This window comes from Pseudenemella bisphenolivorans, from assembly GCF_051133435.1.
Classification (GTDB): domain Bacteria; phylum Actinomycetota; class Actinomycetes; order Propionibacteriales; family Propionibacteriaceae; genus JAAYAO01.
In genome coordinates this window covers 524,200-536,761 of record NZ_JBPGNY010000002.1, presented here as the reverse complement: position 1 = coordinate 536,761, position 12,562 = coordinate 524,200, and the positions used below count along the sequence as shown (strand labels likewise).

Annotated in this window: 9 protein-coding genes; 2 read left to right on the top strand and 7 right to left on the bottom strand. The window is 67.1% G+C overall.

Translation table 11 applies throughout. The features are described 5' to 3' along the window. Positions 1-4 precede the first annotated feature (4 nt). The 3 genes from ACR4XW_RS07320 to ACR4XW_RS07310 form a co-directional block, all read right to left on the bottom strand. Positions 5-1,831 (bottom strand): hypothetical protein, encoded by a 1,827-nt coding sequence (locus ACR4XW_RS07320; protein ID WP_434759875.1) that lies wholly within the window; start codon positions 1,829-1,831, stop codon positions 5-7. Continuing rightward, positions 1,828-3,474, bottom strand: a complete 1,647-nt coding sequence (locus ACR4XW_RS07315) for an outer membrane protein assembly factor BamB family protein (RefSeq protein WP_434759874.1) — start codon at positions 3,472-3,474, stop codon at positions 1,828-1,830. The genes ACR4XW_RS07320 and ACR4XW_RS07315 overlap by 4 nt, the downstream gene beginning before the upstream one ends. A gap of 462 nt (positions 3,475-3,936) precedes the next feature. Then, on the bottom strand, positions 3,937-5,151 hold the full coding sequence (locus ACR4XW_RS07310; protein ID WP_434759873.1) for a DUF2207 domain-containing protein: 1,215 nt from the start codon (positions 5,149-5,151) through the stop codon (positions 3,937-3,939). A gap of 322 nt (positions 5,152-5,473) precedes the next feature. Here ACR4XW_RS07310 and ACR4XW_RS07305 point away from each other — a divergent pair, with 322 nt between their 5' ends. Both ACR4XW_RS07305 and ACR4XW_RS07300 read left to right on the top strand, forming a co-directional pair. Continuing rightward, positions 5,474-6,475 (top strand): M48 family metallopeptidase, encoded by a 1,002-nt coding sequence (locus ACR4XW_RS07305; protein ID WP_434759872.1) that lies wholly within the window; start codon positions 5,474-5,476, stop codon positions 6,473-6,475. A 24-nt stretch (positions 6,476-6,499) separates the two neighbouring features. Next, positions 6,500-7,165, top strand: coding sequence for a DUF1707 SHOCT-like domain-containing protein (locus ACR4XW_RS07300; protein ID WP_434759871.1), 666 nt, complete (start codon positions 6,500-6,502; stop codon positions 7,163-7,165). Positions 7,166-7,198: 33 nt separating this feature from the next. Here ACR4XW_RS07300 and ACR4XW_RS07295 read toward each other — a convergent pair whose 3' ends face one another. From ACR4XW_RS07295 to ACR4XW_RS07280, 4 genes are all read right to left on the bottom strand, one after another. Further along, on the bottom strand, positions 7,199-8,356 hold the full coding sequence (locus tag ACR4XW_RS07295; protein ID WP_434759870.1) for a hypothetical protein: 1,158 nt from the start codon (positions 8,354-8,356) through the stop codon (positions 7,199-7,201). Beyond that, a complete protein-coding gene (locus ACR4XW_RS07290; RefSeq protein ID WP_434759869.1) occupies positions 8,353-9,717 on the bottom strand; it encodes a glycosyltransferase family 87 protein in 1,365 nt (454 codons plus the stop codon). Before ACR4XW_RS07290 ends, ACR4XW_RS07295 begins: the two co-directional genes overlap by 4 nt. Before the next feature lie 71 nt (positions 9,718-9,788). Beyond that, complete coding sequence (locus ACR4XW_RS07285) at positions 9,789-12,137, bottom strand: transglycosylase domain-containing protein (RefSeq protein ID WP_434759868.1); 2,349 nt, start codon at positions 12,135-12,137, stop codon at positions 9,789-9,791. Continuing rightward, positions 12,130-12,549 (bottom strand): DUF5318 family protein, encoded by a 420-nt coding sequence (locus tag ACR4XW_RS07280; protein WP_434759867.1) that lies wholly within the window; start codon positions 12,547-12,549, stop codon positions 12,130-12,132. The genes ACR4XW_RS07285 and ACR4XW_RS07280 overlap by 8 nt, the downstream gene beginning before the upstream one ends. Between the last annotated feature and the right edge of the window lie 13 nt (positions 12,550-12,562).

Genomic DNA, 12,562 nt, shown 5'->3' with positions numbered 1-12,562 from the left:
GTCCTCAACGTTGCGGTGGCCCGGGGGCCGTCCAGGGCGGTTGGATGCCGGGTACCGGTCCGCTCGGTTGCGGGGTCCACACCTGACCGGTCTGCTGGTGCACCGCGACCTCGACCTCGAGGGCCTCGTCCTCGCGGGTCTCGACTCTCCGCGCGTCCCCGCCGGTGATGATCTGCAGCACCAACAGCACCAGCACCGCCGCCAACAGCGGTGTGCCGAACATGTGGTCGCCGGTGTTGGCGTAGGCGGCCGGGTCGATCACCGAGGCCGTCCGGCGGGTCAGGGCCACCCAGGCCATCACCGCGGCGGTCAGCACGATGTTGGCGGTGAACAGCAGCACCCGCGCGGGAGCAGGTGCGACGCGGCTGGACCTACGGGTGAATCCGGCCCCGGACAGCAGTTGCCAGGTGACCCCGAAGATCACCAGAGCGCCGCCGGCCTGACCGGCGATGCCGTCGATCGGTTCCCCGACCAGGTGCCGGAAGGGGTACGCCACGGTGAGGGCCAGCAGGCCCACGAGTCCGATCAACGTCCGCTGGTCGATCTTGCGGCGCACGGCCCGGACGATGAAGGTCACCCCACCGACCAGCACCGCGATCTGGATCAACGCCTCCCCGGTGAACGTGTAGCGCCATCCGGTCGCGGTACCCACCGCACCCGTTGCGATCACCGCCGCTGCCGCGATTGCAGCCAGGGGGCCACCCATCCGGCCCCTCCGGGCGAACAGCCAAGCAGCCACCACGAATCCGATCGAGAGCAGAATTCGCCAGATCGCTCGGGCCATGGGGGTCTGGGTGAACGAGGGCAACTCGATCAGCTTGTTGGCCATGTCGGGCCCGAACAGGATTCCAGCCACCGGAGCGATTTGGGTGAGCATGAAGACCGGCAGATTCTGGGCCACCAGGCCCAGGGCGATCGGGTACAGCCATGGGCCGAACCCCTCGTCCACCTCTGCCACCGGCGGTAGACCCGCACCTCGGGCCCGCACCCACAGCGGCAGAGCCAGCACCACCAGGACGATCAGCAAAACCGCCGAGGTCAGCATCGCATCGAAGGTCCACAGCTCATTGCCCTGCCACCAATGCCAGCCGATCAGCGCCAGTGCCGGTACTGCCAGCACCGCGGCCACCACGGCCAGCGCCCGGCCGTCCAGGGAGGGGCCGAGATCTGTGGCCAGGCGAGTGGTGACCTGCGCCATCGCATAGCCGGTCACCAGCAGCAGCGGCATCGCGAACAGCACGAAGCTGATCAACGTTCCCTCGATGTACAGCGGCCGATGGTCGAAACCGTAGGTGGATGAGCCGGTGGCCCGCACCAGTGGTGCCAGCGTGCCGAGTGACACCGCGATCGAGGCGAACAGAAACTCCACCGGGTGGAACGACTTGCGCCACCTCACCACGATCAGCACGAGCAACGACAGGCTGCCGGCGGCCAGCAGTCCGAAGGCCACCACGGGTTCGTTCGCCAGCGGCGGCAGGAAGGTGACCATCAGGAAGGTCAACGCCAGCCAGCCGAAGAGGCGCAGCACCGGGTGCAGGTGCAGGATCGCGGTCGCCGCCAGGCTCATCGCCACGACCAGAATCCACAGCACCAAGGGGGCCGACCACGAGGGCAGCACCAAATGCTGGGCTCCGACCGCCAGTTCGGTCTCGGCCCGCAATGGTGTTGACAGAAGGGTCAACGCGGCCGCGAGCAGGAACGCCAGCGCGCCCACCGCGGTCACCGCGCGTAGTCCATGGGACCACTGCCTCGGCTGGGGCACGCCGCTGCGCACGGCGTCGATCACCGCCAGGTTCACCCAGCGCCGCAGGATCGTCCACAGTTGTTTCATGGACGGGCCTCGCTGATCCGTCCGACCCCATCGATACAGGCCACCCCGTCGGGCAGGGCGCCGCAGTAGAAATCACTGGTCGCGTACTCGACCGGCAGCGCCCATTGGTGCATCACCTCGCCGCCTCGCAATACGGTCAGGTGCGATTGGGCGTACACCACCAAGTACTCCCCATCGGTGACCAGTTGCCGGGCGTCGAGGTCGTAGCGCCACACCACCTGGCCGGTCTCGCGATCCATCCCGACCACCTGATCGGAGTCGCCGTAGACCACCTCCCGGTCGGTGACCACGATGTGGGCGGTGATTTGGGTTCCGTCGGTCTGGGTGGACCATCTGGCCGTGCCATCGGTGCCGAAGGCGAACATTCGGCCCGAGTCACCGACCGCCACCAGCAGATCACCTGCGCCACCGACGGCCACCGGGTTATCGGGCAGTTCGACCGTGCCCAGGGTCTTGCCATCGGCCTGATCCAACGCCGTGATCTGCTGTCGGCCGCTGACCACGAAGACGCGGCCGTCCCGCACCGTGACGGCGAAATCGGCCGCGCCGGGGTAGTTGCGCTGCCACACGACCGCTCCGTCGTCGAGGGCATGCAGGGACACCCGGCCGTTGGAATTGACGCTGACGAAGTGGTCGGGGCCGGCCGGGATCAGTTGCACGATCACGTCCGGCACCTCGATCTGCCATCGCCGCCACAAGGTGTCGGTGACCGCGGTGATCGTGCGTTCGGAGGTCGCGATCAGGCTCAATTCCTGAACCTGGGTGGCGGCAACGACCTTGCCCCCGGGACGATTCACCCCCCGGTAGATCCAGTTGTCATCGAAGGCCAGCACGTCCTGGGTGGTGTACGGCGCCGCGGAACGTCCGGTGGTGCCCAGCGGTTGCGAGATCGGATTGATCCGGAGTTCATTGCCCTCGAGCTGCTGCGATACCGGTTGCTGGTATTTCCAGTTCTGCGGATTCCACTTCTGCTCGACGTATTCGCGCTGCGGCCGGTCGATTTCGGTGACTGCCAGGTCACCGTCGGCAACCACGCCGCGGCCCGGGCACCACACCAGGTTCTGCTCGATCTCACCGATGCCTTCGACCTCATCGGTATGCCGAATCCGGACACACTCGGCACCGAATTCCTCGGCCTCGGAGGCATCGGCCCTGGACGTGTAGGCGTAGCTCTTGCCTTCGTACACATGCATCCGGCCCTCGAAATCCCACTCGTCCCCCGGCGCGACATCGGCGGGCACGTCCAGCCGGCCGGGCACGTAGGCGATGACCAGCTTGTCGGTCATCGTCAGATGCAGGTGCAGCCCGGTCTTGTCGAGGGAATAGAGCACATGGGCCTGGGACCCATCGGCGAGCGTGGTCGTGTGTCGAATCCATTGGGTGCGCAGGGCCTCGTCCAGGGTCATCCCACCCTCGTCCTGGAGTGTCGGCAGGTAGAAGAACTCGTACGGGCCGTTGAAGGCCTCGAAGCCGTACAGATGCGCCCATTCGCGTTGCTCCGCCTGCTCCCCCTGCGGGCCGGCCAAGACCTGGGAGTGTCCATCGGCACCGATCAGTTCGGCCGCCCGGCCTCCCTCGAGCCGGCCCGACGGGGCCGCAGCCACCAGCGATGCCGCGAGCATTCCGATCGCGACCAGGGCCACCATGACCACCGTCCAGCCCCGTCGGGCGGCCGCGCGGGATCTGACCGGACGTCCGGTGGGTGGGGCCCACTGCGGATGGGGGGACGACCACTCCTGCTGCTGGGGCGCGGGTGCCGCGGGTGAATGGTGCGGCGGGGGACCCCAGGACGGCTGCGGTGGGGTGGCGGAAGGTTGCGGGTTCCACTGTGGGTGCGGGGCCGGCCAACCCGACCCGGGAGGCCCGTCCGGCGGACCGGGTCGTGGGTCGGGACGAGGGCGCGGCGGCTCGGGCGGTGGATACACCTCAACACACCTCCACGAACCGGCCCGGGTGGCCGACAGGCCATATCCTGCCCCGTTCCGCGGTCAGATTGGCTGAGAATCAGGTCACGATCGGCAACTATCACCTTTCGTTGACGTTGCTGTTTCCCGTTCGCAACCGAGCGTGCGCCATTCGGGCAGTGGCGTGGGCCCGGTACCGGCTCAGAAGAAGTCGAAGTCGCAGCCGTCGCAACCATCGCCGAGGTCGGGCAGCAGATCGGCCGAACCGACGAAGTCACCCACCCCCTCGGCGAATCCGGCCAGACCGTCGGTGGCCCCGGCGACCATTCCGCCGAAGTCGACCGCGGAGACCAAGTCGATCATGTCGCCACCGAAGAGCGAGGTGTACCACAGCACATCGGTCGCGGCATCGAGCACGAACCAACTGAGGTCGAGGGCAGTCACATCGACGCCCGCCATCCGGGCCCGGGCGGCCACTTCACCGAAGACCTTGGCCCAGTGCTCGGCCACACCGAAGACGATCGCGTAGGGCAGATAGCGGCTGAAGATGTCGGCGGCTTCCTCGAACTTGATCTGATCGGCCTCGGCGGTTTCCAGGTATTGCTTGAATCCCAGGGCCTGAATCCGCACCGCGGTGCCCTCGGCGGTACGCGGCACCCGACCCCGTCCGAAGCGCCACAGCAGAATGAACGCGGCCAGGATCATCGCACCGCAGAGCGCGCCCCAGATTCCGGGCAAGCCGGCACCGGCGAACATCAGGAAGGCGAGGATGCCGACCACCACGCCGAGCCGGCCCAGGCATGAGGGCCCGGATTGGCGGGGGTGTTTCGGATACCACCCGCGGGTGACGACCTCGTGGTAGAGATTCTGTTGGGCCTCGCGCATCGCCATGCCGAACCGGCTGGTGAGTTGCGACATCATCACCCGCGGCCCGTGGGCGAACATCTGGCTGAGCAGACGCTTCTCGATCGGCGACAGCAGGTTGGGGTTGATGTCGGTGCGCTGGGTGATCAACCAGTCGCGCCGGCGCTTGTCCTTGCCCTGCATTTCTTCGGGGCGGTCGACCTTGGTGCCGTCGGCATTCACCGTTTCGATCGTGCAGTAGCCGCGCACGGCCAGGTCGACGATGGTGGCGGTGACATCGTGCATGTGGGCGACACCGTCCACCACGGTGCCGACCAATCCGGGGCTGAGGCCGGGCGGAGGGGTGAACTGCACCGCCACCGGGCCGGAGTACTCCTGGCCGCCTTTGACCCGGGTCCGGGGGGCATCCTGCCCGGGCATCGGGAACTGTCCGGGGGTGATTCCGGTGAAGATCTGGTCGCGACGGAACAGTCGCAACACCCACACGATCAACAACGCCAACAGCAGCGCGAAGACACCAATGATCAGGAATCCGAGATCGGTATTGCTCACGCACTCACCCCACAAGTCATATCCACGACATTACCGGCTGGTTCGAAGCCACCCGTTGCGACGGCGAGCACCCCGTACCGGCTCCCGAAACCATCCCAGTCGCCCGCTGCCGGCACTCCCCTGCTGCAAAGTGCACAATCTCGGCACGGAAAACCGCATGCGGGTTCGGAGGGCCGAAATCGGGCAGGTTGCAGCAGCGACCACGTCAAGCCGGTAGCCACTTGGGTGGCACTGACCCCACCAGCCCCGCGCGGTGCCGTGGGTGGCGCGGGTTCCCGGGCGCAACGGCGCAGTGCCCCACCGGCGCGTCACAATGGGATCCATGACCGACATCAGCCGTGCCCGCGTTCGTCTTCCCCGGATCAGCTCCCGAGCCTGGGAACACCCCGCCGATCGGGGAGCATTGACGGCCCTGCGCAAGCTCAAGGGCTTCGATGTGGTGGTGCGCAAGCTGTCCGGGGTGATCCCGGAGCGGATGGTGCGGATGAACTACCTCGGCTCGGCGGTGCGGGTCGGTGACCGGCAGTACCCGCGCATCTACCAGCTCTATGCCGAGGCCGGGGTGGTGTTGGACATCGCCGATCTGCCCGAGCTGTACGTGGTGGCCGACCCCACCCTCAATGCCATGTGCATCGGCATGGACAAGCCGATCATCGTGTTGAACTCGGCCCTGGTCGATCTGATGGACGACGACGAACTGCGTTTCGTGCTGGGCCACGAACTCGGGCACGCGGTCAGCGGGCATGCCCTGTACCGCACCCTGTTGTTGCTGATCATGGGCATGACCAGATCGTTCGGCTCGATTCCCTTCTCGGGCATCGCCTTCCGGGTGATCACCGCGGGTTTGATGGAGTGGCAGCGCAAGTCCGAACTCTCCGCCGACCGGGCCGGGCTGTTGGCCACCCAGGACAAGGGGGCCGCGATCCGCAGCATGCTGAAACTGGCCAGCGGCGGGCACCTGGAACAGCTCGACACCGCCACCTTCCTGGAGCAGGCCCGCGAATACGCGGCCACCGAAGACCTGCGCGACTCGGTACTCAAGTGGGTGATGCTGGAGACCGCCTCGCATCCCTTCGCGGTGATCCGCGCCGGTGAGTTGCAGAAGTGGGCCACCTCCGGGGAGTACATCAAGATCATCGGCGGCGAGTACCCCAAGCGTGACGACGATGACAACGCCACCATCAGCGAAGAGGCCCAGGCGGCCGCCGAGAGCTACTCCGAAGCCTTCGCCAAGTCGGAGGACGCCGTCACCAAATTGCTGCGCGATGTCGGCGACACGGTCGGCAACCTGCGCGACTGGGTGATCGGCCGCAAGAAGGACTGACTCCCTCGTCGCTAGCATGCGGATATGGATTCGACCCATGACGACGGCCTTCGGGTCAGCAATCTGCAACGGGAGAACGCGGCGGCACAGTTGCGCGACGCGGCCGGCGACGGGCGCATCGGCTTCGACGAGCTGACGCCGCGATTGGACCGGGCCTTCGGGGCGGTCACCCGAGCGGACCTGATCGATGTGCTGAAGGACCTGGTCGAGGCCGACAAATTGCACGAGGTGATCACCGACGAACGGGTGGCCGGCGACGGACCCGGCTACCGCTGGGACACCCCGCTGGTGCTGGACACCAAGGAGTCGCTGACCAAGATCGGCGAATGGGAAGTGCCGCCGTTCCTGGAGGTGGTCACCGGCTGGTCGACGGTACGGCTGAACTTCATGCAGGCCCGTCCGGCGACGAAGCTGATCGACCTGGTGTTGATCAGCGGGGGCGGGACGATGATTCTGGTGGTACCCGAGGGTTGGGGTGTGGACACCGAGCGCCTGCAGGTCAGCGGCGCGAGCTCCGAGGCGAAGTCCCGGGTCAGTACCCGTCCGACCGGTGACAATCCCCGGCTGATCGTGCGCGGCCGCTGCGCCGGTCGGCTCACGGTGCGCCATCCGCAGGGATTCGACCGGTGGCAACTGCGCCGTCACGAGAAGAAGCTCGGGCACAGCGATAGGGCCGCGATCGAGTCCTGAGCGCGGACGAGCGCCGCTCCCCTCGCGCCGAGGTCAACTTGACCAGACGCCGGTGAAGAACAGCCGGGCCCACCACAACATGGCGGCCACCCCCAGGCACAGCAGCACTGCGACCACCACGTCATGAGCACCCCGGGCCACCCGGTTGCTCGGGCGCCAGGTGATCAGGGCGGCGAGCATCATCCAGGTGGGAAACCACAACAGGACGGCCCGGTTCACCGAGATCCACCACACCGAGGTCGAGAAGGCGAGCACTTGCACCGCCACCCAGGCGGCCTCGGCCCACAGCCGCCGACCCAGACACCAGCCGACGGTGATCAGGCCGACCGCCATCGACACCACCTCGGCCCGCATCACCGCACCCCAACCCATCTGGTCGGCATAACCACCGGGCACGACCGACTCCAGGGTGCGCAGCGCCGACTCCCAGGGCCAGGTCATGGTGCGATGCCAGCCGTCGGCCTGGGCGGTGTACCAAGCGGTCCAGGACCCGGTCTGCAGGTACAGGAAGAGGGCGTAGCCGAACAGCGCCGCGAGCGGAATCAATAACCAGACCCCGCGCCGCGACCAGGCCCGCAACCGACCGCCGAGCCCACGCCCACGGCCGTGCCGGGTGAGCACCATCACCGCCAGGGCACCGAGCAGGAACAGCCCCGACACCCGGACGGTGCAGGCAGCCCCGGCCAACACCCCGGCCGCCCACCAGTTGTCCCGCCGGGCCCACACCCAGGCCCAGAAGGCCAGTGCGCAGAACAGGGCCTCGGTGTAGGGCACCACGGTGAAGACCGCGACCGGGGCGAACAGCCAACCGACACTGGCCCACGGCCCACCGAGGCGCACCAGGGCCATCGCCGCGATCAGCGAGCAGACCGTGGACACCACCACCCCGGTGAATGCCGGCGGCAGGCCCAGCAGGTTGCCCCCTGCCAGCACCATCGGGAATCCCGGGAAGAAGGCGACATCCTCGGTGCCCGGCGGATAGCCGCGATCGGCGATCGCGAAGAAATGCTGGGCATCCCAGTTGCCGACCAGATCGACGAAGGTGCGCTCGGTGGTGAGAGCCAGCACCAGACCCACCAACAGCAACAGACCGCGGCTGCCCAGCCAGGCCTGCAGCATGGTGCGCCAGTCGCTGTCGATCGGCCGGTACAGGCCCGAGGCGGCCGACCAGCGTCCGGTGGGTTGTTTCATGCGCTGCGGCTCGTGGGCAGCCGGGTGAACCAGCCGGCATCGGGGGCGTGATCGAGTACCCCACCGACCTGGTCGTCCTCACCGGGGCCGCGCAGCACGTCCAGTCGGGGGTCGAGAATGTCGCGCACCACGATCGCCGACAGGGCCAGTTGCACGATCACCCGGATCGCGATGGCCAGGATGTACAGCGATGGGGTGCCGTCACCGGGTTGGAGTTGCCCGGCCAGGTGCAGCCAGATGGCGCCGAAGTAGATCATCTCGGCGACGGTGAACACCACCCATTCGCCCCAGCGCGGCCGGGCCAGCACCAGCAGCGGCAGCAGCCACAACACGTACTGCGGGGAATACACCTGGCCGGTCACCACGAAGACGATCACCACCAGGAAGGCCACCTGACCCAACCGGGGACGCCTCGGCGCGAGCATGATCAACAATCCGATCAGGCCGCATCCGATCAGCAGCAGCACCAGCGACCAGCGGCTGATGTGGGGCACGTCCACCCCGGCCAGGGAGAGGGCGTACCAGATCGACCCGAGGTCGGCGCCGCGGTCGGAGTGGAAGGACCAGAAGGCCATCCAGGCGTCGCGGGCGAAGAGGAACACCGGGGCGTTGACCAACACCCAACTGAGCACCGCGGCACCGAGGGTTTTGGCATAGGCACCCATCCGGTTCGCGCGCAGACACAACAACAGGAGTGGTCCGAGCAGCAGCACCGGGTACAGCTTGGCGGCGGTGGCCAGTCCGATCAGCACTCCGGCCAATACCGGACGCTGTCGCGCCCAGGCCCAGATCGCCAGCGAGGTGAGGGCCACCGCGGGCATGTCCCAGTTGATCAGACCGGTGAGCATCACCACCGGTGCCGCCGCCACCATCAGCACATCGGCGGGACGTTGCCGGCTGATCCGCAGATGGGCGAGCACCAACAGCAGGAAGAACCCGAACATGACCACCGCGTTGACGTCGAAGAACGCCCTGGTCGACAGCGCCTGCTCGGTGCCGTTCAGGCCGGGCCCCTGGGGGGCGATGATCGAGGTGATCAGCCGTTCGATCTCCAACAACAGGCCGGTGAGTACCGGATACTCCAACACCGTGTAGTCACCGGAGTCGAAGTAGGGGGTGTTGCCCGCCATCAGACCCCGGCCCGAGTACAGCGGCTGGACGTCGGAATAACACATCAGCGCGAAGACATCCGGTCCGGGCCCGGCCAGCGGCGTCCGGCAGGGCAACTGACGCAGGATCAGCACGATCCAGGTGCCCACCGCGGCCGCCACGACGAGACTCGGCCAGGTCAACCACTGCCGGACGGCGCGCCGGGTGGCGGCCTGGTGCTTGCGCGCCCGGGAGGGAAGAGTCGTCGTCACGGGGGCAAGTATGACCGCAGCGGTCGAACCAACCAACTCATCGCGCCCGAATCACCCGGGCGGGCCGGGGGTCAGCCGGCAGGCTCGGAAGCCCCTTGCCGCTGACCCTGTTGGGTGGCCTTCGGTGGCTGGCTCGGCTGTTGGGTGGGTTTCTGCGTCGGTTGCTGGGTGGGTTTCTGGGTCGGTTGTTGCGTCGTCGGCTGCTGAGTCGGCTGTTGCGTCGGCTGCTCGGTCGGCTTTTCGGTGGGTTGCTGGGTGGGTTTCTCGGTCGGCTGTTGCGAGGTCGGTTGCTCGGTCGGCGACTCGCTCGGTGCGTTGGTCGGCGACTCGGTCGGCTCGGTGGTTTCGGTCGGCTCGGCAGACCTCGTGGTCGGTTCCGGCTCCCGGGTACGCGGACGGGTGGTCTCCTGCTGCCGGCCCTTGGGACGCTCGCGGTTCACCCAGGCCGGCCCGTCGAATTCCTCGATCGGCATGCCCTTGGTGGCGGTTTCCATGAAGTCCAACCAGGCCATCGCCGGGTAGGTGCCGCCGAAGAAGGTTCCGTCGCCGGGGCGTCGGTACTGGTGCAGGTCACCGTTGCCGTCGTCACCGGCGATGAACAGCACCGAGGTGGAGACCTGCTTGGTGTAGGCGACGAACCAGGCGGTGCGAATCTCGTCCTCGACACCGGCGGTACCGGTCTTACCGGCGATCGGACGCCCCAGAGCCGCCACCCGGGCACCGGTACCGCTCTGGACCACCGAGGTCAGGGCGTGGGTGACATCGCGGGAGATGTCCTCGTCGACCTTCTGTTCCCCCTCGGTGTCGGCGGTGTAGAGCACCTTGCCGTTGGCGTCGCGCACCTCGCGGACGATGTGCGGGGTGTGGTGGCGTCCGTTGTCGGCGTAGGTGGCGTAGGCCGACGCCATCGCCAGGGGGCTGGCCTCGGCGGTACCCAGACCGATCCGGTTGTTCTTGTCCCAGCCCGGCCCGGTGGGCACGCCGGCATCATTGGCCGCCTTGATCACCTGCTCGGGCCCGTTGGTCATCTGGACGGTGAGGTCGACGAAGGCGGTGTTGATCGAGTCGGCGGTCGCCTTCAGCAGCGACACCTGGCCGTACTGGTGGCCGAACTCGTTGCGCACCGGCACCCCGTCGCCGGGCGGGGTGAAGGTGTTGCCGCGCAGCATGCTGCGCAGGGTGAACCCGTCCTCCAGGCCGGCGGCCAGGTTGAAGGTCTTGAAGGTGGACGCCGCCATCCGCGGCGTGGTCGCCCAGTTCCGGGAGTTCTTGATGTAGTCGGCGCCACCGTAGAGGGCCCGGATCTCGCCGGTCGCAACATCGACCGAGGCGATCGAGGCATGGATACCACTGACCGGCTTGTCAGCGGCCTCGGCGGCCTCCTTCTCGTACTTCTGTGCGGTCTTGACCGCGGCGTCCTGGCTGGGCTTGTCGATGGTGGTGACGATGGTCAGGCCACCACCCTGTACCTGACTCTCGTCGAAACCCTTCGCGGCCAACTCCGACTGCACCATGTTCAGCAGGAAACCGTTCGGGCCGCCGTAGCGCTCGTTGATCGGGATCTCGGGGAACTCCGGCAACTGCTTGGCGTATTCGTTGCGCTGGGCCTGGGTGATGCTGCCCATCTCGACCATCCCGTCCAGCACATAGCGGTACCGCTCGAGCAGCCGGGCCCGGGCCTCCTCGCCGCCGCTGGGGTCGTACATGCCGGGGTTGTTCAGCACGCTGGCCAGCACTGCGGCCTGCGGGACGGTGAGGTCCTTGGCGTCGACGTTGAAGAAGGACTTGCTGGCGGCCTGGATGCCGTAGGCACCGCGGCCGAAGTAGATCGTGTTGAGATAGCCCTCGAGGATGTCCTGCTTGGGTACCTCACGGTTCATCTTCACCGCGAGGAAAAGCTCGCGGATCTTGCGGGTCATCGTCCGCTCGGAGTCGAGGTACATGATCTTGATGTACTGCTGGGTGATCGTCGACCCGCCCTGCATTTCCCCGCCGGTGGCGATCGCCCAGGCCGCCCGGATCATGCCGAGCACCGAGATGCCGGGGTCGGTCCAGAACGAACGGTTCTCCGCCGCGACCACCGCGTCCTTCATGGTCTGCGGCATCTGGTCGTAGGGGATGGATTGCCGGTTCTGCACCGCGAAGGAGCCCATCGGTGAGCCGTCGCGGTACTGGACGAAGGTGGTGTTGGTCTGGAAGTCGGCGTTCGGGTCGGGGATGTCGGTGGTGTTGTAGCCGATCACCACCGCGGCGGTGCCGAGCACCGTGACGGCCAGGAAGGCGATCAGTGCGGTGAGACCGATTCGCCGCATCACGCGGGCGATCCGGGAACGTGGCTTTCTGCGGCGCTTTCCGGATGTGCCACCCGAGGTGGCTCGTGAACCACGTGAACCGTTCTTGCCGCGGCGAGCCTCAGCCATAAATATCCTCAACCGTTCGTTGACGACGCGGGGGACGACGCTTGACCCCGTCCCCGAGCAGATAACTGTGGATCATGTGATTCCAGCCGCAATCGGGGCAGACCTCGACCACACAAACCTTGAACTCACCGAATTCGCTCTGCATTGAATCGAGTTCGGCCGATGACTTGATTCGGCCCGAGTACTGGCCGAGTTGATCACCGAAGACATAGCGCAGCAGCACCATGTGCGAGGAGGCGCACACCGGGCACTGCGTGTCGGTGGCTTCACCGTGATGCAGGGCAGCCCGCACCAACATCGGATCGGCATCGCAGACATCCGCGTGCGAGAGCGTGCGAATGCTGCGCCGCAGTGCCTCCAGGGTGTGGCGGCGTTGCAGCGCATAGTCGACGACCTCGCGCATGGACCACATGACAACCAGCGTA